This window comes from Bradyrhizobium sp. MI1.7 (assembly GCF_055811795.1).
Window position 1 is genome coordinate 1 of the sequence record NZ_JBVVPO010000094.1, and the last position, 22,474, is coordinate 22,474.

18 protein-coding genes are annotated in these 22,474 nt (G+C 64.5%); 5 read left to right on the plus strand and 13 right to left on the minus strand.

What is annotated here, in order from left to right; genetic code table 11:
* The coding region (locus AC0L3X_RS42490; protein ID WP_473317422.1) for an alcohol dehydrogenase catalytic domain-containing protein at positions 1-431 on the minus strand (431 nt) is incomplete at its 3' end.
* Between the two features lie 570 nt (positions 432-1,001).
* Here AC0L3X_RS42490 and AC0L3X_RS42495 point away from each other — a divergent pair.
* Complete coding sequence (locus AC0L3X_RS42495; protein WP_063981744.1) at positions 1,002-2,357, plus strand: MFS transporter; 1,356 nt, start codon at positions 1,002-1,004, stop codon at positions 2,355-2,357.
* A 220-nt stretch (positions 2,358-2,577) separates the two neighbouring features.
* Here the strand turns inward: AC0L3X_RS42495 and AC0L3X_RS42500 are convergent, their stop codons facing one another.
* From AC0L3X_RS42500 to AC0L3X_RS42530, 7 genes are all read right to left on the minus strand, one after another.
* A complete protein-coding gene (locus AC0L3X_RS42500) occupies positions 2,578-3,918 on the minus strand; it encodes an MFS transporter (RefSeq protein WP_063981743.1) in 1,341 nt (446 codons plus the stop codon).
* 64 nt (positions 3,919-3,982) lie between these two features.
* Positions 3,983-4,516 (minus strand): DUF1993 domain-containing protein, encoded by a 534-nt coding sequence (locus AC0L3X_RS42505; protein WP_063986171.1) that lies wholly within the window; start codon positions 4,514-4,516, stop codon positions 3,983-3,985.
* Between the two features lie 38 nt (positions 4,517-4,554).
* The gene (locus AC0L3X_RS42510; RefSeq protein ID WP_063986170.1) at positions 4,555-5,130 is read right to left on the minus strand and encodes a cytochrome P460 family protein; all 576 of its coding nucleotides are present in this window, start codon (positions 5,128-5,130) and stop codon (positions 4,555-4,557) included.
* A 317-nt stretch (positions 5,131-5,447) separates the two neighbouring features.
* Entirely contained in the window at positions 5,448-6,185 is a 738-nt protein-coding gene (locus tag AC0L3X_RS42515; RefSeq protein WP_063981742.1) for a peroxiredoxin-like family protein, read from the minus strand.
* On the minus strand, positions 6,182-7,117 hold the full coding sequence (locus AC0L3X_RS42520; protein WP_063981741.1) for a LysR family transcriptional regulator: 936 nt from the start codon (positions 7,115-7,117) through the stop codon (positions 6,182-6,184). The genes AC0L3X_RS42515 and AC0L3X_RS42520 overlap by 4 nt, the downstream gene beginning before the upstream one ends.
* 419 nt (positions 7,118-7,536) lie before the next feature.
* Positions 7,537-8,223, minus strand: coding sequence for an antibiotic biosynthesis monooxygenase family protein (locus AC0L3X_RS42525; RefSeq protein ID WP_063981740.1), 687 nt, complete (start codon positions 8,221-8,223; stop codon positions 7,537-7,539).
* A 156-nt stretch (positions 8,224-8,379) separates the two neighbouring features.
* On the minus strand, positions 8,380-9,405 hold the full coding sequence (locus AC0L3X_RS42530; RefSeq protein ID WP_245328574.1) for an ATP-binding protein: 1,026 nt from the start codon (positions 9,403-9,405) through the stop codon (positions 8,380-8,382).
* On the opposite strand from AC0L3X_RS42530, the gene AC0L3X_RS42535 reads away from it, so the two are divergent.
* The 4 genes from AC0L3X_RS42535 (at position 9,380) to AC0L3X_RS42550 (ending at position 12,024) form a co-directional block, all read left to right on the plus strand.
* The gene (locus AC0L3X_RS42535) at positions 9,380-9,814 is read left to right on the plus strand and encodes a DUF1003 domain-containing protein (protein WP_245328573.1); all 435 of its coding nucleotides are present in this window, start codon (positions 9,380-9,382) and stop codon (positions 9,812-9,814) included. The genes AC0L3X_RS42530 and AC0L3X_RS42535 overlap by 26 nt on opposite strands.
* A gap of 105 nt (positions 9,815-9,919) precedes the next feature.
* Entirely contained in the window at positions 9,920-10,333 is a 414-nt protein-coding gene (locus AC0L3X_RS42540; protein ID WP_063986168.1) for a cupin domain-containing protein, read from the plus strand.
* Positions 10,334-10,996: 663 nt separating this feature from the next.
* The gene (locus tag AC0L3X_RS42545) at positions 10,997-11,401 is read left to right on the plus strand and encodes a baeRF12 domain-containing protein (RefSeq protein WP_063981738.1); all 405 of its coding nucleotides are present in this window, start codon (positions 10,997-10,999) and stop codon (positions 11,399-11,401) included.
* A gap of 257 nt (positions 11,402-11,658) precedes the next feature.
* A complete protein-coding gene (locus AC0L3X_RS42550) occupies positions 11,659-12,024 on the plus strand; it encodes a hypothetical protein (RefSeq protein WP_063981737.1) in 366 nt (121 codons plus the stop codon).
* A gap of 85 nt (positions 12,025-12,109) precedes the next feature.
* On the opposite strand, the gene AC0L3X_RS42555 is transcribed toward AC0L3X_RS42550, so the two are convergent.
* From AC0L3X_RS42555 to AC0L3X_RS42575, 5 genes are all read right to left on the minus strand, one after another.
* Complete coding sequence (locus AC0L3X_RS42555; protein ID WP_063981736.1) at positions 12,110-12,772, minus strand: LuxR C-terminal-related transcriptional regulator; 663 nt, start codon at positions 12,770-12,772, stop codon at positions 12,110-12,112.
* Between the two features lie 316 nt (positions 12,773-13,088).
* Positions 13,089-14,444 carry an HlyD family type I secretion periplasmic adaptor subunit gene (locus AC0L3X_RS42560; protein WP_063981735.1) on the minus strand — a complete coding sequence of 452 codons (1,356 nt, stop codon included), beginning with the start codon at positions 14,442-14,444 and terminating at the stop codon, positions 13,089-13,091.
* A gap of 9 nt (positions 14,445-14,453) precedes the next feature.
* Positions 14,454-17,018, minus strand: coding sequence for a calcium-binding protein (locus tag AC0L3X_RS42565; protein ID WP_473317424.1), 2,565 nt, complete (start codon positions 17,016-17,018; stop codon positions 14,454-14,456).
* Entirely contained in the window at positions 17,015-18,772 is a 1,758-nt protein-coding gene (locus AC0L3X_RS42570) for a type I secretion system permease/ATPase (protein ID WP_063981733.1), read from the minus strand. Before AC0L3X_RS42570 ends, AC0L3X_RS42565 begins: the two co-directional genes overlap by 4 nt.
* A gap of 84 nt (positions 18,773-18,856) precedes the next feature.
* The gene (locus tag AC0L3X_RS42575; RefSeq protein WP_473317426.1) at positions 18,857-22,273 is read right to left on the minus strand and encodes a beta strand repeat-containing protein; all 3,417 of its coding nucleotides are present in this window, start codon (positions 22,271-22,273) and stop codon (positions 18,857-18,859) included.
* Between the last annotated feature and the right edge of the window lie 201 nt (positions 22,274-22,474).

A 22,474-nucleotide genomic window follows, 5' to 3' on the forward strand; every position in this document is an offset into this window, starting at 1 on the left:
TGAAGGTGGCCGTGCACGAACAGTCCTTGCCACGCAGTCAGACCCGGCATCGGCAGGCTCGCGCCCACCGTGAAGTCGACGTCGCCCGGCAGCGGCGCAAGGTTGCGTGCCTCGACGGCCACATACTCCGCCAAGGTGCCGTCGCGATACCAGTCCGTCAGGCCGAACACCCGCTGTCCCACTGACAATCCCGTCGTGCCATAACCGAGAGCGGTGACGACTCCGGCCAGCTCGTGCCCAGGGATCGACGGTGTTCGGTCACGATCGAGGCGATCGGTCCACATCGGGGGCCACGTCAGCTCATCCCAAGTGAAGCCCGATGCATGAACTTGAACGACGATGTCGTTTATCGCTGGCCGCGGTTCGGGCCGCTCCACCAGCTTCATCCCGGCCGTTCCCGCGGCCTGGTCCGTTACGGCGATTGCCTTCATGTGAGTTGTCTCCTCAGTTATTTGCTCCTTTGCTGGATACGTTCCAGCGACAAAAGCCGGTTCGGCATCGCTTGCCAGCGACCATGGGGTAGTTCCGAAAGCGAAGATGGGACGGCGCCTCCACGATCTCAGTTGTCCAGCCCTCGACAAAATCCGCGAGCGGTACCCATTGATGGCAGCGCGGAGTAACATTCTCCAATAGCCGGCATGTATGGTTTCCATTGCAGCGGGGAATAGTGGTGCGACGGTCTTCTCTGCCATTGGTAAATCAAGGCAAGTTGCGAACGCCGCGACGGCATGCCGCCGCGCGGCAAGGCAATAACGATTATCTATCGATTTTATGGCGAGAGATAATTTCCTTCACCGGGGTCCGACCGCCACCGTATGAGACGGCTGTCGGAACCACTTTCAACCCGAAATAAGACTCGAATGACCAATCCTGCGAACCAGAGACGGCGAGCGTGTCGCAACGAGGCGCAGCCGTTTGTAGAGGGATGCAGCCGCGGCGTTATCGACGCAGAACCTTGCCCGCGAGAGCTCGGTCGGGAAGCGCCGCCTCGGTGCCGGCGCATGGTACTCGCGGCCTGTGTGCTCGCGTCCTCGATGGCGTTCATCGATGCGACAGCGTTGCCCGTTGCGTTACCGAGATTGCGCTCAGATTTGGCGGCGGACCTTGCCTCGGTTCAATGGGTTCTCAACGGGTATATGCTGGCGCTCGCCTCGCTGACATTGATCGGCGGCGCCCTCGCGGATGTTTATGGCAAGGCGCGCATGCTCTGGTTCGGTTGCGTGCTGTTCGGTCTGACATCCGCGGCTTGCGCGATGGCGCCTTCGCCCGCCTGGCTGATCGCTGCCCGCGTCGCGCAGGGGGTAGCCGCAGCGATCGTTACCCCCGCCAGCCTCGCCCTGATCGGGGCCACCTATCCGCGCGCGGAGCGGAACCGAGCGATCGGCGTATGGGCCGCAGCGTCGGCTCTCACCACCGCCGGAGGTCCTGTCCTGGGCGGCTGGCTCACCGAGACCTTTGGCTGGCCATCCGTGTTCTGGATCAACCCGCCGCTCGCGCTCGTGGCAGTGGGAGTTCTGCTGGTCTTTGCGCCGAAGGATGGTCGCATTCAGCGCGGATTCGACGTGATTGGCGCCGCGATCCTCGCTTCGGCGATCGGGGCGCTTGCCTGGGCGCTTAGCCAAATCGGCCGCGGTGAAGTTCAGGCCGCCGCGGACGCTTCAGCCCCGTCGGGCACAGTGCTCGTGATTGTCACCGGGCTTGGCATTATCGGGCTCGCCTTCTACGCGCTCTGGGAGCGCGGAAGCGAACACCCGATGACGCCACCTCGCTTGGCGGAGAACCGCGCCTTCCTCGGGCTGAACGTTGTCACCCTGATGGTCTACGCGGGGGTTTCGATCATGTTCTTTCTGCTCCCCTTTGAGCTCATCGATCGCCGCGCCCTGTCGTCGACCGACGCTGGGCTCGCATTCCTACCCTTCACGCTTGGCGTGGGGCTCTTGTCAAATCTCTTCGGCCGGCTGGCAGACAAGATTGGCGCGCGGGCCATGCTCATCGCGGGACCGCTAGGTGCGGCACTCGCCTATATCCTGATGGCGCTTGGCGAGAAAGAATCCCTGATGCTCGGCGTGATCGGACCTATGACCCTACTGGGCCTGTCCTTCGCTGTGCTCGTGGCGCCGCTCACCGCGTCGGTCATGTCGAGTGTGGATCAGGCCGACGAAGGACTCGCCTCCGGCATCAACAATGCGGCGAGCCGGATTGCGCAGCTCGCCGGGGTGGCACTTGCCGCCGGCGTCGCGTCTTTCTCGTCCGGCTACGAAGTCGGCCTCGCCATAGCCGCCGCGACCTCGATCGGCGGCGCCTTTGCGGCCTCGATGACCCTGACACCGGTCATGGCGAAAGCGGACGCAACTTAGAAAGCACGGAATTCAACCGAATTCGATACTTCACTAAATCTGGCAGACACCCTGAACTTACCGGAAGCCGTGTTCAGCGGAGCGTCATGGCTGATCGTTGATCTCGAGCCACGAGCTTTGCGGCGACTTGTCGCAAGCCACGTTTGTCTGCAGCAGCGAGCACATGGCGCAGATATCGCCGGACGACCTCCGACGAGGTGCTGCGTCCCGCATTTGGACGCTATCTGAACCGACGAGCGCTGCTGGTAGCGACTCCCGTCAGAGCGAAGGCCATTCCGGCGACCAGACAGAAGACGGCGCCTTGGTCTCCGCCCAAGCCGAAGATCAGCGAGACCAACGCGGAACCAAGTGACCATCCGACGTAGCGAGCCGAGGCATTCATCCCACTTGCGGCCCCGCTGCGCCCTACGGGTCCAACCGTCATCATCGCCGTGTTGTTCGGGGTCTGAAAAAGACCAAAGCCGATACCGCAAAGAGCCAGTCGCCATACGACATCCCATCTCGCCGGAGATGTCGGCAAGAAGATCATCAGGAGCAAACCGACCGCCAACAACGCCAAACCAATGCTGCAGATCACCGAAGCGGGGTGGCGGATCGTCAAGCGGCCGGCAATTGGGGCCGTGACTGCAGTCATGAACGGCCAGGTTGTCAGAAGAAGACCTGTTTCCACGGCCGAAAGATGCATCCTCGTCTCAAATAGAAACGGCAAGGAGACGTAAGCCAGAATTTGTGCGGCATAGGAGCAGACGGATGTCCACACCGATAGGGTAAACAGAGGTATACGGAAAAGATCGAATGGCAACATTGGCATAGGGTGCCGGAGCTGTTGTCGAACGAAGAGACTGAGACAGAAGAGACCTGCCACGATCTCTCCCGTCGCAATGCGCCCATCGCCAGTACCCAGCGTGCCGACACCGACGACGAAAAGCCCGAACGCCAGCGCATTGAGAGCGGTCCCGATCAGATCGAGAGAGCGCGCAACCCGAACGTCTGGTGGTGCAGCAGCAATAAATAGTGGAACAGTGAGGCCGAATGGCACATTCACCAAGAACAACCAGGGCCATTTTGCCACGGCAAGTACTGCCGCCGCGATGGTGGGGCCCAATGCTCCAGGTATCGCCACTGCTAATGCGACTAACGCGAAGCCCTTGCTGACCATGTGATGCGGATAAATCACGCGTACAAATGCCATGCCGGCCACAGAAACTCCAGCTGCCCCGGCACCCTGAATTAGGCGCGCACTCACCAGCATCGGCAATGTTGGAGCGAACGCGCAACCCAACGACGCGAAAACAAAAATAGCCAGGCCGGCGGTATAAACGCGCTTCAGACCGAGTGATTCGACCAGACTTGCAACGGGCAACAAGCAGACCGTTGCCGAAAGCTGATAGGCATTCACGACCCAAACGGTCGCGGCGTCCCTGCTTGCGAATGAACGCGAGATGTTTGGCAAGGCGATATTCACGATCGCGCTTCCGAGGGAACTTAGACCAAGTCCAAGCAAGATGCAGAGCATTAACCAGCGGCGCTGAGCCGCCGTCAGACCGTCGACGCCACCCATCAGTATGCAATTTCCGGCGTGAACCTTGAAGGCTTCGGCTCGTGTCGCGCACCGCGCCTGCCGCTCACGAGTAGTCACCTCCGCTCTGCTGACTGAGGTTGCCGAGGTAGTCGCGCTTCCCGATCTTCGCTCCGAGGTGCCGAAGGATCGCGTGCGCAATCGCGATGTGGAAGAAGAAGTCGGGCAGCACCAGGTGCCGGATGTAGTCGTCGCCACCGAACCACCCGCGCACGATAGGCGGTGTCAGTTCGTATGTGCGGGACTGCGCGTTGTCCATCTCGTCCGGCCGCACGTTTTGCAGGAAGCCGCGCGTCTCGAGGAGCCGCCCCTTCAGTGCCGGGTACATCATGAGGGTGTTGTGGGGAGCAGGCGCGTCGCGCTGCATCAGCTTCGCCATGTGGGCGTCGACCTTATTGCAGCTTACAGAAATCTGCTCTCCGAAACTCAGCATGTCGGACGCGAGCCGCTCGCCAAGGATCCTTCCAGGCTCATATCCCTTGGTCCGCTCGAGTGCTTGGGCGTGGTCGAGATAGTCGTCCATCACGTTCACTCCGTGCACCATGACAGGGACCGTGATGTCATAGACCGAGAGGGACACGTCGAACTCCATCCGCTCGTTTTTACTCTGAACGTCAGTCAGTGACGCAGCACGGGATATCCATTCACATAAATCCAGTCCGTGGCCGTGGCAGGCAGGTGGCACCCCTGGCAATCGGAACGATAGTCCGTCGAGGTGGTTTTGAGCGGCTTGTCCGCGTCGAACCACGACCATCCCCACCCGTCGCCCCACAACGGGTTGCCGGGGTGCGTTCCCTTACTGTCTCTCACCATGACGAACCAGCCCTTGAGCTTGTCGGCGTGGCTTACCGTGCCGGTGGTCATCTCGTTGGTCGAAGTCGCGAAGACTTCTTTCACCAGAACGGCGCCGTCCGGAAAATGCCCCGTCTTCCGGTAGCCGTCGATCACCCCCGGGGATGCGTACACGGCGTGGATTTCATTCGAGCCCTGGCCGCTCTCAGCCGCAATCGCCCAGGTGCCGAGCGCTTGGTAGAGGGTTCGGTAGTCCGCCGGCACGCGCAGGTGCCCAGCGCCGTCTACCACGTTCGCGGTCGGGCCGGCCGGAGCCGCTCCGTTGATCTGCGCGAGCGCTGCCACGGCGCCGGTGACCAGGGAGACGGCAACAGCGAGGCCGATAATCCTCGATAGTTTCATGGGGATCTCCTCTACCGCTCGCGCGCTGTGCACTCTGATCCAGTGAAACGGCTTCAATCATTGCTTCAATCGCTGTGTGGCCAACCGCGCGCTCGGCCTAGCCAGCCCTAAAGATCGGACTCGGCCGACAAAATTAGAAATTCTCTTTGGACATGTATTCGATAAGCAGAAGATATCGTCGTACGTGAGCGCTGTGAGCGCCGACCCGACCGTCTTACGTCGTAGTAGGCAACTGCGAGTGCGCGGTCGTCGAAGGGCACTTCAAACTGGCTCATCGCCAGGTTTGCCCGGATATTGCTCCCCACCTTCTACTGCCCTCACTCGGACGTGGAAGCGGCCTGGCGCAGCGAGGCCAGGATTTGCGTCGGCTCCTCTCGTATCGTGAAGTCCGGCTCGACGAATGCGCTGCGGATCCGGCCTTCCGCGTCAATCACATAGGTCGCGGGAATAGGTAACATCCACTCCGGTGACCCGTGCCGGGCGCCGAAGTCGAATCCTAGCCCGGAATAGTGCGCTTTGGTCTCGTCGGGCACCCGGAACAGCACGCCATACGACATGGCAACGCCATAGTCGACGTCGGAGAGCACCTTCAGGTCCAAGCCTAGGCTCCGCTTGAGCTGCCGCGGGAAGTCCCTCGTCTCGGGTGTCACCACTGCGAGGGTCGCACCGATGCTCTCGAACTCATCCTTTGCAGCCTGCAGGGCGCAAAGCTCAGCGGTGCAGAAAGGACACCAGCCGCCTCGGAAGAAACTCAGGACGAGGGGTCCTTTGCGGCGCAGCCGTTCGGAGGAGTGGAGACGGCCATCAGCGTCCGGCAGGAGGAAGCTCGGCGCGTCATCTCCAACCTTCAGAGCGTGCGATGCCACGTCTGTATCTCGGAGCCAGCGCACGAGGTGGTTGTATGACTCCCAATCCGCAGCGCTGAACGTCGTCAACAACTCGGTGCGAATCCGGGCGAGTGTCTTGTTGGTTTGATTTAACATCGGTTGGGAGTCATCGGGCTGAGGATCGATTGGCTGGAAGCGGCTGGCCGTCGGCGTGCGTGTCGTGGTCATGCGGGCGCCCTCGACACCACCGGGACCGCTGCGTGCGGCACGCCCCGGTCGGGGGCTTCGACCGACCAGTCGCGAAGCCGCGCGACCTTGACGAATGCGTCCAGCGCCGGGGAGTAGCGGCGCCCTTGCACAGCCAGTAGGCGTACCTCCCGTGAAACCAGGTTGCCTTCGAGCGGGATGGTCTTGAGCGTCGGAAGGCGCGGCATGTGCTCGGGCGCGAGCATCACGCCAAGGCCGGCCGCGGCCATGTGCTGCAGGTGCAGGTCGTGACCGCTGCAGTGGCCAAGCTGGGGCGGGCTCTCGGGGAAATACGATTTCTGGATCTTCGGGGCCACGTCGCAGTCGGCGCGTTCGAGCAAGATGGTCTCGCGGAGGTCGTCGATGCCGATCGAGGGACGATTTGCGAGCCGGTGCGTCGGCGCGAGAACCACAACGTAGCGCTCCTCGAACAGCGACCAGTCATCGATGCGGGCGGGCACATCCTGCACGTCCCCAACCATTGCGACGTTGATCTCACCCTCAAGCAAGAGGTCGACGAGCTTCTTCGCCGCGCCCTCGCGCAGCTCGACGTGAAGTCCAGGAACGAACTTTGCGATCTCCGCGATCGGATCGAGGACGAGCGACGCCGAGATGGAGGGGGCAAGGCCGATCTTCAGTGGCGCAACGTCCTTGCGTTGGAACTCCTGGGCTCGGCGACGCACCGCCTCTGCCGAGGCCAGTGTGCGCTCGAGCATCGGAAGGACCTCCTTTCCAAGATCGGTGAGTTGGGTGAGCTGGCGTTCGCGGTAGATCAACTGGCCGCCGAGTTCCTGCTCGAGCTTCTGCACCCCCTTGGTCAACGCGGGCTGCGTGACATTGCACTGCTCGGCCGCGCGGGTGAAGTTGAGCGTGGACGCGACGGCGAGGAAGTAGCGAACCTGATGAAGCTCCATGGGTTGTTATGTTCTCCGTCAAGGTGCGACTGTCGATAGAGACAAGCCTTTGCAATCGACGGCGTGACAGGCACGTCGCGATCATGGGAAGTAGATGCGACTTGCCTGCGCAGGTTGGAACGGCTCGGCCTATTGATTAGGACGCACGGACACGCTTTCAGGAGTTTCTGAGAGCCAGGTTAGTGCATGCGAGATGGGCGAGTACCGAACGGGCGGCGGCGCCGCCGCGTACCCATGTTCGTCACCTTCGTCAGTGCAGAAATCAATCGTGCGACAGCTAGCGGAGCAAGCCTCAACGATAATTCGTCAACCGCCAATCGTCTGTTTCTTACCAAGCCTGGCTAAACGCGAGACTGGGCGGCATAGCGAACCCAGAGTCGAACTCTCGTGGCAGCATGGCCCTTCCCGACGGAGCGGCGTCAGGCATGGAGGGTCTCGCCGCCCTTGGCATCTTCGAAGTATTGAGGTGCCTCGCGACGGTCGTATTTCCCGTAGTCGCGCACGATCCGCACTCTACGAACCCTTGCCTTGTCATCCGGCGCGGAAGCGTCCTCGTAAGCCTGCGCTGCGGCGGCGTCCTTCCAGGACATGAGCAGAATCAGGTCGCCAGGCGTGAGCACTGCTTCGAAGATGTCCCAGGACGTGAAGTCGGCGGCCCAAGGGTTCAGTCCGAGCCACTCCGCGCAGTCGTACGGATTGTCGGTCTGCTTCCACTCCGCGGGGCGCGTCGCGTTGATCAGCGTGACTGTCAGCCCCTCCCCGACTTCGGTCTCATCGAGCCGCTGCTCCCTGAGGGCGTAACCCACGGGCACCTTATTGTCGGCAGTGATCTGACCGACGCGGAGGTGGTAGCCTGCGAGTATTTCATCGCGGCCCTTCTGCTGGACCTCGTGATGGCGCATGCGGATGCGCCAACGGACGAGCGACTTCTCGTCCCGCCAGTTCGAAAGCGAAAGGATCCAGCCCTCGCGTGTCAGGCTCTTGTAGCGGATGTTGTCGACGAAGCCCTCGACCTGCTCCAGCTCGGGGCGCAGCATGTTGGCGTTGTCGAGGTAGTTATCCCACTTCCCTTTATGGGGGAGGGCTTCGAAAATCACGGAAAACATAGTCTTATCTCGTTCCTAGAGTGCCGCGATGTAGTCGATTCGGTGTCGAAGTGGCCCGACCATACGTCGCATTCACGGTGATTCGCCGGATGGGAAGCCCCCGCGGGCGCGTTCCCGCTTTTCCGCATCTCCGGCCTTCCCGCCACACCGCGGTAGTCACTGACCGCGGGGAGTTTTGGATGACGGCGTGCGCGTGATCCGCGTACCGACAAAGCTGCTCCGGCCCCCCGCATCGTCGACACGCGGGAGACAGAGGCGGACCAGCGTGCCGCCACCTCGCTCGCTCTCTATACTGATCGCACCGCTCCGCCCTTCGGCGAAGCGCCGAACCTGCGCGAGTCCGCTGCCGCCGCCAGCCGCCTTTGTCGTGAAGTACGGAAGGAACGCCTGCGACAGGACCTCCTCAGACATGCCCTCCCCCTCGTCGGCGACGACAATCTCAATGAACCCGCGGTCCGCGCTAAACGGCTCGACATTCCGCGCCGCGACGGTGATCGTGCCGCCGGCCGGCATGGCATCGTCTGCGTTTCGGCAGAGATTCAGGAGCGCAAAGTACAGCTCTTCCGGGTCGGCATTGAAGGTCCATAAGTCAGGCGCGATCTCGGTGCGGACAGTGATGTCCGGGCGCAACGCCCAGTCAAGCGTACCCGCGATCGCTGCGAGACGACTGCCTGCGACAAAGCCGTCGATCGACTTGCGGCATGGTCGCGCAGTATCGAGGAGCTGGCGGCTGAGCGACACGCCTCGCGTAATCGCCTCCTGCATTTTGCCAACGATCGCCTCTCGATAAGCGGCGTCGCTCCGGCACTCGAGCAGCCGCAGGCCGCCGCTGATCACGGCGAGAAGGTTGTTGATGTCGTGGACGACGAACTGCGCCACGTCCCCGATCGACCTCTCCCCCTCCGAACCGCGGGCGAAGGCCACGCGGCGCGTGCTTGACCGTGGGGCGGTTCGGAACAGGACCCCGGAGATCTCGCCGTAGCCCCCGACGACCGGAATCTCCACGCGCCTGGACGCGATCACACCGCTGCCGTGACCGCTGACGCTCCGCACTCTCACGCCGAGTGGGCGCTGCACCCCAAGCGCGACGCCGGCGCGGCCCGCAAGCACGACGACATCCTCCGGCAGAGGGCTCTCGACCTCGCCGGGAAAGGAAATGTCGGATGAATATTTGATCAGCATCTGGGAAACTCCTGGCCTGCGATCGTCCAACAGTACGCCAACTTCGGCCTGTACACGCGGGCGGGCGACGACGGCACGAAGATTGGGTCCAGCACCGAAAAATGGAAAATCACCTCTTGCCATGGAGTCGATAGCCGACCGTTATCGGCACGCCGCGCGCCCAGGCGGCAACGCAGCGCTGATCATCATGCTAAGCCAGAACAAGCAGCAAGATATCGATCGCAAAGCCGCAGGGAGCGACTACCGGATCAATGTAGGGCGAAGCTCAGATTGCTGCATGAGAAGATCGAACAGCTACGTGAGCGAAGTCCTGAAGCCAACGGAGGCCATCAGGATGCTGACCGAGCTGCTCGAGCAGTCAACGTCGGATGCACGCGAGTCCGATGCGGAAAGCGAACCGCCATCATGACGCGCAGCTATTGATTTCATGGCGTGACGTCATTTCCAATTCGCCGCACGGAATTCCATGCTTGCACGGTGCCGGGCTCATCCGACGCGCAATCAGGAGGTTACAATGTCAGTTCACAAGCCGGTTCTCACGGTGCCGCACGGCGGCGAGACAGTGACCTCGAGCGGAGGCTCGAGCGTCGAGATGAAGGTGGAGAGCAGCCAGTCCGGAGGCGAATATGGCACTGTCCTGTGGACGGTGCGAGCCGGGGAAGAACCGCCGCTACACACCCACACGCGCGAGGACGAGCTACTATACGTGGTGCAAGGGAAGCTAATCGCGCGGGTCGGCGATGCCCGTATCGAGGTGGGACCAGGCGCCTACGCGGCTCTTCCCCGCGGTGTGCCGCATACGATCGAGGTGGTCGGCGACCAGGCGACCCTGCTGCTCAGCTTCGTGCCGGGTGGGTTGGAACGCTTCTTGGTCCCCCGGAAAGGCGAGCAGCCCGATCCGGCTGCATTCGGCCTGACGTTCCCCTAAGGGCGGGGACCACGGCGCGCGGGAAATCTGGCAGAAGAACTCTTTCCGGTCGCTGAAGCTCGTCTTGGTCGAACCGGACGCGATCTCCATCGCTGCCGCGTGCGTAGCGCGGTTGCGGTGGGCGAAGTTCTTGACGTAGCCGACCCGCGTCGAGACGACGCCGGGCAAACGCCGCGGAACATTGCGCCGGTCGTCCCGACATCGCGAAGGGTGCGCGCGCTTCCAATGTCGCGACGAGTACCGAGGCATCCGGGCCGAAGCTTCCATCTGCCTTCGAACAAGCTTCGGCAAAGGCGGGGCTTCCGGCGACCGCTTGCGCGAGTGCTCCAGAGGGAAGCGCCGTAGTCCCGCCGCGGCGCCAAGCGTCTTTCAGTCATTCCGATAACGGTCGGCTATCGACTCCATAGCGAGAGGTGATTTTCCTTTCGACCGCCAAGGACTCAATCTTCGAGTGATCGTCGACCGGCGGGAAGGCGTTCCCCAGCACACCGACTTCTCGGCCGCCAAGATCGCCGTGCGCGCCGCGCCGCTTCCTACGGCGATCGTTGTACTGCCCTGCTCTGAGGAGTTCCGTGCCGGGAGCTTAAGAGACGCAGCAACACGCCGGCTGACAAGTACATAGCCCGCCGTGTCAGTGCGGGATCGTGAACGGGAGGTCTTTCGATGATTCTGCCTACCGGTGCGACAGTAGCTGTCGCTGACGGCGAGACGATCCGCCTGTTCCACAATACAGGCGTGAAACCTGGGGTCCACTTGGTCGAGATCACGGCGGCTCCGCCTCAGTCCGCCCACTCGGGCTTGGGTGCGCGGCATCGTTCCGGCTCAGCCAACCCCGACGGGAGGCGGCTCGTCGAGGACGACTTCGCGGCAGCGACGGCGGCTTTCCTGAACAAGCTCAGCCTTGACGGAACCATCGAACACTTGGTCGTCGTCTCCGATCCCAGAATCCTGGGAGAGATGCGCAAGCACTTCAATCGCGACCTGAGAGACAAGATCTTAGGGGAGCTCGCGAAGGACTTCAGCCGGCGTCCGCTCGAGGACATCGCCTCACTGATCGCCGACGCCTGACGCGCCACTGCCGAGCGAACTTCGCCCTTCGTGACTTAAGCGGTTGGCTAACCTACATGCCGTTGCGGATGGTCGCGGTTAAGGGCGATCGTCTGCTGGCATTGAGCTATGAGCCCGCCATGGCAGGCTCGGATCCCCCTCGGGGGAATTGTTAGCGGGAGACCGCTACCTACGCTCCCCCAGACGGCATTCCGAGTTTACGGTTTCCTTGGCCTAGCTCCTGCGCTGGGGTTTCACTCTCCGGCGCATGGATTTCATTGGATGGCACCTATTTCAGAAGCCTCCGCACCACCGTAGACGGCAAGAAGGGCGACAACGAACAAGAGACCATGCGTACGGGTTTTACTGTCGCGCTGCCGATCGATCGTCAGAATTCGATCAAGCTCAACGCCGGTACGGGCATCTACACCCGAACGGGCAGCCAGTTCAGCAACGTCGGGATAGCAACCCGACCAGGACCGAACGCGTTATTTCTCCAGCAAACGAGACTTCTGCAGTTTGATCGATACGAGAGAGAGATCCCGTTTTCCAGACGAAAAACGGGATCTCCGATCGGGCTCGGTCTTGTCGGCGCATATCGCCTTCTTCGGCCCGGAATTTCCGGTTCCGACGCTGCAGGGTAGGTGTCCGCTGCCGGGAGCGATACGAACAGGATTCGGGCGAAGGACTAAACCGGCCGGAGCGGGCAGCGCGAATCCTTTTCCTGTTTCAGGCGTCGAGCGACTGGAGTCGGTACTCGGACATCCTCTGGGCGGCGATGATGACCTCGACCCTGTTCCTGGCTTGCATCTTCTGCATCAGCTCGGTCATGTAGTGCTTGACCGTCTTCTCGGTGATGCGAAGCGTCGCGGCGATTTCCTTGTTCGTCATGCCACGCAGCAGCAGCCGGACAATCTGCCCCTCGCGCTGACTGAGCTTGATGGCCTCGGCGACGCGGTGGCGGACGTCGGTGTTGCGGAGCGCGTCGATCACCCGGACCGCAAAGCCCTGGGTAATATAGGTCTCATCCTTCAGCACGGCCCGGACGGCGGCCATCAACTCGTCGGCCGAGGAGCGCTTGAGGACGTAGCCGTGAGCGCCGGCGTCGAGCGCCCGGACGGCATGGTCGACGCCGTGCTGGGAGGTGTAGGCGACGATCTTGATCGCAGGCAGGACGTTGCGGATCGTGCGGATGGCGTCGTAGGTCTCGTCGGGGACGGAGGGGCTCAGAATCATCAGCCTGGGGACATGGAAACGGGCCAGCCGGATCATGTCGGCGGCGGTGACGCCGAAGGCGACGATCTTGAAATCGGTCGACGCCGAAAGAAAGGTCGTGAGGGCCGTCATCATCAAAGGCTGGTCCTCGACAATCGCGATCGTAATATCGCTCATCAAACCCACCCAAAAGAGCCATCATTAAAACTTCCGCCGGTGGAGAACGACGGTTCCAAGGCATTCACGAGGAAAGAAAAATCCCCGAGCCCGAAAGAAAATACCAATTCGTGGAATCCGTCCTTGGATATTCCGGAGGTGTGGCAAGATGCCCGGGCTGCGGTGCTGGGCCGGAAGGCCTCCGAACCCCCGCCGAATGTCGCCGGTTCGCGGCTCCCGACGCTCCCCTTCGCTGAAAGGTTAACGTAAGGAACCCCGGCGGCCACCTCGGCGTCGATGCCTTCCTCGGTGTGTCGGCGGGGAAATTCGTCATGCCTCAGCGCTCCCGAAAGGCGCGTGTCATCTGGTCGATGACGGGCTTGGCCAGATAGGAGGCCGCGGTGCGCTCCTGGGTCGAGACGAAGACCTCCGCCGGCATGCCGGGAACGAGCTTCAGTCCCTTGTGCTGGATCAGGTCCGCCTCGGCCGGAAGCAGGCGGACGTGGGCGATGTAGTGCTCCTGGCCGTTGGACGGATCCCGGGCCGAGGCCGGCGACACCATCGCGACCTTGCCCTTCAGCTCCGGCGTGGTGGCGCGGTTGAAGGCGGAGAGGCGGATGCGCGCCGGCTGTCCAACCCTCACCTGGTCGATGTCGGCCGGCGAGATGCGAATCTCGAACTTGAGGTCGGCGTTCTCCGGCACCACGGTGGCGATCTTGGCCGCCGGGGTGATGACGCCGCCCACCGTGTAGGCAAACAGTTCGTTGATGTAGCCGGACGCCGGGGAACGTATCTCGGTGCGCGACAGCCGGTCCTCGACGGCGAGCTTGCGCTCCTGAAGCTCGGCGATGCGCGCCTCCACTGTGCGCAGGTCCTTCTGGGCCTCGGTCGAGGCGTTCTGGTCCACGGCGATGATCTGCACGCGGATCTCGCTGGTCCTCACCTTGGCGCGCGCGATGCTCGCCTGGATCTCGCCCTGCTCGCCCATGATGCGGGCGTAGTCGCGCTGGGAGGTATAAACGCGCTGGTACTCGACGATCTTGCGCTCGAAGAGCGACTGCAGCTTCTCGCGCTCGGCACCGACGAGCTTACCTTCCTCCTCCTTGGCGGCGAGGCGGGCCGCCATGCCCCTGATCTCCTCGCCGGTTTGGGCGATGCTGAGCTCGAGCTGTTCCTTCTGGCTGTCGCGCGCGGTCTTGTTGCCGGCGAACAGACGGGCCTCGCCGTGGATCACCGATCCGGCGGTCGAAGGGAATAACGCGTGCATGTCGCCGGGAAACTCGACGGACGTCAGGTTGTCGCGTTCGGCCACCAGGCGGGCGCGGCGCCCGAGCGCCTCGACCAGCTGCGCGCGCACGATCAGATGCTCGGCCTTGATCTGGACGTCATCGAGGGTCGCCAGCACCTGGCCTTCGCGAACCTGGTCGCCCTGGCGCACCGACAGTGTCTTGACGATGCCGCCGTCGCGGTGCTGCACCTCCTTGAGGTTCTGGTCGACCTTGACCGTTCCGGCGGCGACCACCGCGCCCTCCAACATCGCCCAGGCGGCCCAGCCGCCGCAACCGGCGACCAGTAGCGCGCTCAGCACGAGGCCGGCGACGATGCGCGGCCACAGCCGCAACGGCCGTTCGCGGGGCGCGTCGATAGCCGGATGCTCCAAGCGGGCGAATTCAGATGCAGCGACATGCTTCATGGCTTCACCTCAGGAATGAATCGACGAGAATTGCAGATGGTGGTGACCGGCGACTTCGATCGTCATGCCGTCTGCGTCGTCGTTGCCGTAATCGACGTCGATGGCGGTGTACTTGCCCTCGGCGAGTTCCTCGAAGCGGAAGCGCACTTGGCGATTGTGGCCGCCGTGGTTCTCGTCGAGGTAGATCTGTTCAAACAGGTCAGCGACTTGCTCCTCGGCGTCGCAGCCTTCCTTGATCGTAATCTGATAGGTCGCGGCCACGATCTTGTCGCCGATTGTGAAGTCGGTGATCTTCTTGACCACGTCCTGCTGCTGAGCGCCGTCATCACCGCGCTGGAACTGAAAGCAGTCATCGCCGGCGCCGCCGGTCAGGACCACCGCGCCGCTGCCGGCGATGATCACGTCGTCACCGGAGCCCGCGATGATCACCTCGAAGCCATCGATCAGGTCCTTGCCGATCTCACGTCCCACGGCGGTGCCGCTGCGCAGATCGATCGTGACGGTGACGGTGGTCGCCGAATAGTCGAGGGTGTCCTGACCCGAATTGCCATCATAGGCGTCGTCGGTGCCGTCGGCCGACGCCAGCACGACGTCGTCGCCGCTGCCGCCGTCCACCTTGTCGGCTCCGCCGCCGTCGGCGATGATGTCGTTGCCGGCCCCGCCGGCGAGAGTGTCGGCTCCCGCACTCCCCGTCATGACGTCGTCGCCCGCGCCGCCGACGACAATCTCGAACTCTGCGATCGCGTCCTCTCCGATATCCTCACCGAAGGCTCGGCCCGAGGCGAGATTCACGGCGATCTTCTTGATGGCCGAGGAATAGTCGAGGGTGTCGGTCCCGGCACCGCCGTCGAGGCTGTCGTCCGCGGCATCGGCCCCAGCGAGAACCAGATCGTTTCCGGCCTCGCCGGCGACCGTATCAGATCCGCCGCCGTCCGAGATCGTGTCGTTGCCAGTCCCGCCGGTCAGCGTGTCGTCGCCGGCGCCCCCGGCCACGACGTCGTTTCCGCCGCCGCCGTCGATCGAGGCCGAAGCCGATCCAGCGGCCGTGAGGGTATCGTCGCCCGCGCCGCCGATGACGATCTCGAACTCCGCGATCGCGTCGTTGCCGATGTCAGTGCCGGAGGCGGTACCCGAGCCCAGATCCACCCTGATCGAACGCGTAGCCGATGAATAGTCCAGCGTGTCTACGCCGGCGCCGCCGGCGAAGCCGTCGTCCGCGGCATCGGCGGCCGCCATTACGATATCGTTGCCCGCGCCGCCGGTGGCGACGTCGTTTCCGCCGCCGTCGGCGATGATGTCGTTGCCGCTCCCGCCGGACATCCGGTCGGCGCCCTCGCCGCCGTCGAGATGGTCGTGGCCGTCACCGCCCTCAAGGGTGTCGTCGCCGGCTCCCGCCAGCAAAATGTCGCGGCCCGCGCCGCCGTCGAGGTGGTCGTCTCCCTCCTCACCCAGCAGGGTGTCGTCGCCTTCGTCGCCCCACAGACGGTCGCCGCCGGTGCCGCCGAACACCACGTCGTTGCCCGTGCCCGCGAACACGGTGTCGTTGCCGTCGCCCGCATAGACCACGTCGTGGCCCGCGCCCGCCAAAATATGGTCGTCGCCGGCCCCACCCGAGATCCGGTCGTTGCCGCCTCTGGCGTCGATGTTGTCGTCTCCGCCGAGTCCCGCGATGGTTTCGGCGCACTGTGTGCCGAGCAGGATGTCGTCGCTCTCGGTCCCGACGATGGGCGGCGCCTCAACCACATTGAAGTAGGCTGTCTGCATGACGATGTGGGAGCCGTCGCTGATCGCGTAGGTCAGCTTGACCTCGCCGAGCATGTTCGGCGCGCGGTCGAATTCCCAGCCGTCCTCGGTGCGGACCAGGGAGCCGGAGGAGGAGAAGATGCCGACCACGGTCAGATTGTCGCCGTCCGGATCGGTGGCGCCGGCCAGCAGCGCCGCCATCGATATCGCCAGACCGTGGCAGGCCACCACGTCGGGAAGATGCACCGCGCCGGAGACGCGGGGCGCGCGGTTGCGGTGATCCGGCGCCGGCGGGTCGCGCGGTCTGTCGCCGCCGCCACCTCCTCCGCCGCCACCTCCTCCGCCACCGCCACTGCCACCACCGGAGCCGGAGTCCTCCTGGCGAGGCCGGTGGTTGTCGTTGGCGACCTTCGGACTCGCGCCGGACCCCTTGTTGTTCAGCTCGGGCTTGTCGGTGCGCGCCTGGGCGCTGAAATCGGTCGCACCGCCGCCTACGGCGCGCTCCTCCTCGGCGTGCGCGACGATCCTGCCCTCCTCGGTCCAGCCCGACGACCGGGGCGGCTCAGGCTGCTCCTCCGCGGGCTCCTCGGCCGCCGCGAGCGCGTCCTCCTTCAGGTTCTCCTCCTCGCCCGAGCCGCGGACCTTTTCACGGTCCTCGCTGGCCCCCAGCTTCATTGGCAGGAAGCTCTTGAGGTAGGCTGTGCAGGATCCGACGATGAGCAAGAAGATCAGCGGCACGAAGCGGCGGCTGCGATCCTGCTTCTCTTCGTAGTCCTCGCGGCCGGGGGCAGTCTCGACGGTGGACTTGCGGGTGGCCTGGACGTTGATCATGCAGGCCTCCGCATTTGGGCTTCTACGGGAATCGTGCCGGCCGGGGTTAGCGCGGAAGGCTGCAGGACAGGAGTCATGATGTCCTGCTTCTTGCCGAAGGCGACCATGCGGCCGGCCTGGACGATGGCGACGAGATCGACCGCCACCAGCGCGCTCGGGCGGTGCGCGATCACGATGGCGACGCCGCCGCGAGCGCGGATGCCCTCGATCGCCGCGGTGAGCGCCGCCTCACCCTCGCCGTCGAGATTGGAGTTGGGCTCGTCCATCACCACCATGAAGGGATTGCCGTAAAGCGCGCGCGCCAGCGCGATGCGCTGGCGTTGACCTGCGGAAAGCGCGCAGCCCTGCGGCCCCAACCTGGTGCGATAGCCCTCCGGCAGCCTGACGATCATCTCGTGGACGCCGGCCGCCTTGGCGGCCGCGATCACCTTGCGGGAGTCGGGCTGGCGCTCGAGGCGACAGATGTTCTCCTCCATGGTAGTGTCCATCAGCGCGACCTCCTGGGGGAGATAGCCGATGTGCCTGCCGAGGTCGTCCTCGCGCCACTGGGTCAGGTCGGCGCCGTCGAGCCGCACGCTGCCGCGCAGCGCCGGCCAGATGCCGGTCAGCGCGCGCACCAGCGTGGTCTTGCCGCCGGCGCTGGGGCCGATGATGCCGAGCGCCTGGCCGGCCTCGAGCTCGAAGGCGACTTCGCTCAGCACCACCTGTCCGGTCCCGGGGACCGCCACGGTGATCTTCTCGACGGAGAGACGGGCGGTCGGATCGGGCAGCCGCATCGGCTCGTCGGCGGAGGCGAGCGCGATGACGGTCTCGCGCAGCCGTTGGTAGGCCATCCGCGCGGCGATGAAGGCCTTCCAGTTGCCGATCGCGAGATCGACGGGGGCCAGCGCGCGCGCCGAGGCGACCGAGACCGCGATGATGGCGCCAGCCGAAAGCTCACCCTTGATGGTGAGGTAGGCGCCGAGCCCCAACAGGGCCGACTGCAGCACCATGCGTAGCACACGCGAAACCGCGGCGAACCCGCCGGTGATGTCGTTGGCCTTCGTCTGCAGATCGAGATGCTCGGCATTGGCCTCGTTGAAGCGGCCGACGGCGCGGCCTGCGAAGCCCATCGCCTTGAGCACCTCGGCGTTGCGCGCGTTGCAGTCGGCGATGCCGTTGCGTTCCGTCGCCGCCTTGCGCGTGGACACGATGAGACGGCGGGTCATGACTTCGCTGACCACGGTGAGCACGACGAGGACGAGCGCGCCCGCGAAGGTCAACGCGCCGAGCATCGGATGAAGGAAGTAGATGAAGGCCAGATAGATCGGCATCCAGGGCAGGTCGAACAACGCCGAGGGGCCCTGGCTGCCGAGGAAGCCACGGACGGTGTCGACGTCCCGCCCGCGCTCCAGCGCTTCGGAGGTGGAGAAGCCGAAACGCGGCATGTCGATGGCGACGCGATGCGCCAGCGGCGCGATCTTGCGGTCGATCCGGGCGCCAACCCGCACCAGCACCTGGGAGCGGACGACGTCGAAGGCACCCTGGAATAGATAGAGCCCGATCGCGAGCACCGAGAGCATCACCAGGGTGGGGATGCTGCCGCTGGTCAGCGCGCGGTCGTAGATCTGCATCATGTAGACGGAGCCGGTGAGCGCCAGCACGTTGATCATGCCGGAGACCACGAACAGAAACAGGACGATGCTGCGGAAGCCCCTTGTCAGCTCGGCCAGGCGCCGGCGCTTCGCGGGTGTGAGCTCTTTCGGTTTAGCCATTTGTTTGGATGCCCTCAGGTGCGAGGAACAGAAATCTGGCCGGAACGGAAAGATGGTCTCCCGTTCCGGCATAGGGTCGTGAGGCTAGAGCGTGACGTTGGAGCCGAGGTTCTGGTGGCCCGCGATCTCGATCTTGAAGTCGGCGGCGGCGTTGCCGTCGACGTTGCCCTGGATGACGGTGAATTCCTGACCGTTGTGAGTCTCGTAGCTCACCGCGAGCTGCCCGGCCGCGGTGAACGCGGCATCGGAAACCAGTGTGAAGCTCTGGTTGCCGTCGACGGCGTAGTTCGCGTCGATGCCGCTGAGGTCGATGCGGTCTCCCGGCTCGAAGCCGACGATGGTGTCGCCCTTGGCCGCTTCCACCGAGCTGAAGCGGAAGGTGTCGTCGCCGAGCCCTCCTTTCATCACGTTGGCGGCGGTGCCGGCGACGATGACGTCGTTGCCGGAGCCGGTGGTGACATTCTCGATGCCCCACAGCGTGTCGTTGCCGGTCTGCGAGCTCGAGGCGCTGCCGTTCGCGAGCGGGCCGGAACCCAGGTTGACGGTGACGGCCGTGCTCGCCGCTGACATGTCGAGCGTGTCGGTGCCCGACCCACCGGCGCCTTCGTCGCCGAAATAGGCGTCGTTGCCATCGCCAATCTCGGCCACGATCAGGTCGTTGCCGGCCCCGCCGAACACGGTGTCGTCGCCCGCACCGGCGTTGATCAGGTCGTCGCCCTGATCGCCGAAGATGCGGTCCGCCCCGGCATCGCCGTAGACGATGTCCGCGTCGGCTCCGGCGAACACGTGGTCGTCGCCCGCGCCAGCGAAGATCACGTCCCGGCCAGCACCGCCGTTGACGAAGTCGGCCCCCTCGCCGGCCGAGATCGCATCGGCGCCAGCATGGCCGACGGCGATGTCGTCTCCTGCGAAGGCGACGATGCTGTCGTCGCCGGGTGTGCCGACCAGCGTATCGGACTGCGCCGTGCCGTTCCGGACCACGCCGTCGGTTGCGGTCTCGGTCTCTTCTTCGTCGTCACCGCCCGCCGTTGGCGCCTCGTCATCCTCGTTCGGCGTTTCGGTTTCTTCCTCGTCGTCCTCGTCCGGCTCATTGGGTTCGAACTGGGGCGGCACCATGCCCGAGAAGGTGACCGAATGGGTTCCGTTCGAGATGGTCTTGGTGCCGTCCTGGTTCTCGACCAGGTGGTAGGTCGCCGGATCCGCCCCTTCCGGAAGCTCGATCACGTCCTCGGCCTGGAGGGCGCCGATGATGGTGTCGTTGCCGCCGTTGGACTTGAACACGATGCGATGGGCCGAGGTGAGGGCCGAAATGTCGATCGTGTCGTCGCCCTCGTCGCTATCGATCGTGATGGTGTTGAGGCGCAGGCTGGTCGCGGTGAAGTCGCCGACGACCGTGAACGTATCGCCTGCTCCCGCGCCGCCCGTCGCTCCAGTCGGTTCGATGCCGTTGATGCGGATCTCTTCGATCTCGCTCAGTTCCGCGATCACGTTGGCGAAGGCCGAACCGCCTCTTGTGACGACGATTTCCGGCGTACGCCCGCCGAAGCTCGCGATGTCGTTGCCGGCAACGGCATCCCAGGCGGCCAACGTATAGATCGTGTAGGCCTCGCTGGAGGTGTTGCCATTGATGACGAAGGTGTCGCCCGCGGTGCCTTCGGTGCCGCCATTGACGATGTCGCGGCCATCGGTCGGGACCGCCGTCGCATTGGCGTTCCAGACAATGGTGTCGTCTCCCGCACCGCCGTTGACCGTGTCTGCCCCGGCGTTGAGGCCCGGCGCGGTGACGTTGACCGTGAAATTGTCGACGTAGAAGTTGTCGCCATTGTCCCAGTTGTTGCCGTCGCCGGTAGTCCGGAAGCGGATGGCCGAGTTCGAGCCGATCTGGGCGGGCGTCAGGGCGGCGCTGAAGTTGAAGGTGCCGTTGGCACCGCCTCCCAGCGTTCCGCCGGTCAAGACCTCCCAGGCGTTGGTGTTGACATTCCGTGCCTCGACGATGACGGTCTGGCCGCCGTTGAGATTGTCGTCCTCGTAGGTGAACGACACCGTCGCCGCGGTCGCGCCGGCGAGGTTGACGGCGCGCTCGATCGTCTCGCCGCCATCGACGCCCTGATTGAACTGAAGGCGGCCGCCGGTGATCGAGATGTCGCCTGCTGTCGGGCTGGTCGTCTCGCCGCCGCCTTCGGTCCAGTTTCCCGTGAACGCGAGCGTGCCGTTGCTGTTCGAATACGACGCGGCTCCGAAGCTGTCGACGTAAGCGCCGTTGTTGCTGCCGGTGCCACCGGTCAACGTGTCGTTGCCGTCGTCGCCGTTGAGGGTATCCGCGCCCTCGCCGCCGAGGATGACATCGTCGCCACCGCCGCCGCTCAGCGTATCGTTGCCGCCGAGGCCGTCGATGAGGTTGGCACCGCCGTTGCCGGTGATGACGTCGGCGTTGGCGCTCGCCGTGCCGAACGGCGCCGGCGCGGCCTGCGCAAGGACGTAGTCGGACGCGTCGATCGCGGCCGTCGTCGTGTTGTTGACCTGGATGGTGCCGATCGTCGCCAGGGACGCATCCCTGACCGTGAGCACGGTATTGGCGCCCACCTGGGTCTCGACAACACGCGTCGCCAGGTTGGCGGCCGTGATGCCGAGGGCGCTGAGGTTGATCAGGTCCTGGCCCCCGGCCGCGGTCGAGTCGAAGCCGGTGATGGTATCGGCACCGAACCCGGCGGCGTTGTAGACCACCACGTCGTTGCCATCGCTGACGTTGATGGTGTCGCTGCCGGCGCCGCCGATAATGGTGTCGGTATCGCCGCCGGTGCCTCCGCTCAGCGTATCGTCGCCAGTACCGCCGTCGACCAGGTCGGTACCGTTGCCGGCATCGATGGTGTCGTTGCCACCACCGCCGAAGATCTGGTTGTTGGCGCCGTTGCCGGCGATGGTGTTGGCCTGCGCGTTGCCATTGCCGTTGATGGCGTCGCCTCCGGTCAGCGTCAGGTTCTCGACTTCGGCCCCGACTGTGTATGAGACCGAGGACTGCACCGTGTCGGTGCCGCCGGCCGCAAGTTCGGTCACCACGTCGGCGGCATCGTCGACGACGTAGATGTCGTTGTCGGCGCCGCCGGCCATGACGTCGGCCCCGGCTCCGCCGTTGAGGGTGTCGGCCCCGAGCCCACCTGTCAGCGTGTCGACGTCGTCGCCGCCGTTGAGGGTATCGTTGCCGTCGCCGCCGTCGAGCGTATCGTTGCCCAGACCGCCGTTCAGGGTGTCGTTGCCCGCCAGACCGCTCAGCGTGTCGGCCAGATCGCCGCCGGTGATGACGTTGTTGCCGGCGTTGCCGGTGCCGATGAACTGGTCGGCGTCGACGCCGCGGTAGGTGAGGTTCTCGACGTTGGCCATGCTCGCGATGGAAAGCTCGGCCAGGAAGGTCTCGACGGTGTCGGTGCCCTCGTCCTGGGCCTCGATCGCGACATCGAGCAGATCGTCGATGCCGTAGGTGTCGTTGCCCGCACCGCCGACCATCGTGTCGGGGGCCCCCGCGCCGTGGGAGTAGTGACCCGCCCGGGTTAGCCCGGGGGGGGGGTAGGGGGTGGCCCCCCCCCCCCCCCAGGGGGGGGGGCCCCGCCCCCCCCCCGGGGGGGGGGGCCCGGCGTCAGGTTCGGCGCGTAGATCGCGCCGAAGGGCGTATCGATGCGCTTTCCGCCCGCGAATGGCTTTGCCGGA

Coding starts and splice junctions, on each gene's coding strand:
- AC0L3X_RS42495 (WP_063981744.1), top strand. CDS start 1,002: ATGGTACTCGCGGCCTGTGTGCTCGCGTCCTCGATGGCGTTCATCGAT.
- AC0L3X_RS42500 (WP_063981743.1), bottom strand. CDS start 3,918: ATGGGTGGCGTCGACGGTCTGACGGCGGCTCAGCGCCGCTGGTTAATG.
- AC0L3X_RS42510 (WP_063986170.1), bottom strand. CDS start 5,130: ATGAAACTATCGAGGATTATCGGCCTCGCTGTTGCCGTCTCCCTGGTC.
- AC0L3X_RS42515 (WP_063981742.1), bottom strand. CDS start 6,185: ATGACCACGACACGCACGCCGACGGCCAGCCGCTTCCAGCCAATCGAT.
- AC0L3X_RS42520 (WP_063981741.1), bottom strand. CDS start 7,117: ATGGAGCTTCATCAGGTTCGCTACTTCCTCGCCGTCGCGTCCACGCTC.
- AC0L3X_RS42525 (WP_063981740.1), bottom strand. CDS start 8,223: ATGTTTTCCGTGATTTTCGAAGCCCTCCCCCATAAAGGGAAGTGGGAT.
- AC0L3X_RS42535 (WP_245328573.1), top strand. CDS start 9,380: ATGTCGGATGAATATTTGATCAGCATCTGGGAAACTCCTGGCCTGCGA.
- AC0L3X_RS42530 (WP_245328574.1), bottom strand. CDS start 9,405: ATGCTGATCAAATATTCATCCGACATTTCCTTTCCCGGCGAGGTCGAG.
- AC0L3X_RS42540 (WP_063986168.1), top strand. CDS start 9,920: ATGTCAGTTCACAAGCCGGTTCTCACGGTGCCGCACGGCGGCGAGACA.
- AC0L3X_RS42545 (WP_063981738.1), top strand. CDS start 10,997: ATGATTCTGCCTACCGGTGCGACAGTAGCTGTCGCTGACGGCGAGACG.
- AC0L3X_RS42555 (WP_063981736.1), bottom strand. CDS start 12,772: ATGAGCGATATTACGATCGCGATTGTCGAGGACCAGCCTTTGATGATG.
- AC0L3X_RS42560 (WP_063981735.1), bottom strand. CDS start 14,444: ATGAAGCATGTCGCTGCATCTGAATTCGCCCGCTTGGAGCATCCGGCT.
- AC0L3X_RS42565 (WP_473317424.1), bottom strand. CDS start 17,018: ATGATCAACGTCCAGGCCACCCGCAAGTCCACCGTCGAGACTGCCCCC.
- AC0L3X_RS42570 (WP_063981733.1), bottom strand. CDS start 18,772: ATGGCTAAACCGAAAGAGCTCACACCCGCGAAGCGCCGGCGCCTGGCC.
- AC0L3X_RS42575 (WP_473317426.1), bottom strand. CDS start 22,273: ATGGTCGGCGGTGCGGGCAACGACACCTACGGCATCGACGATCTGCTC.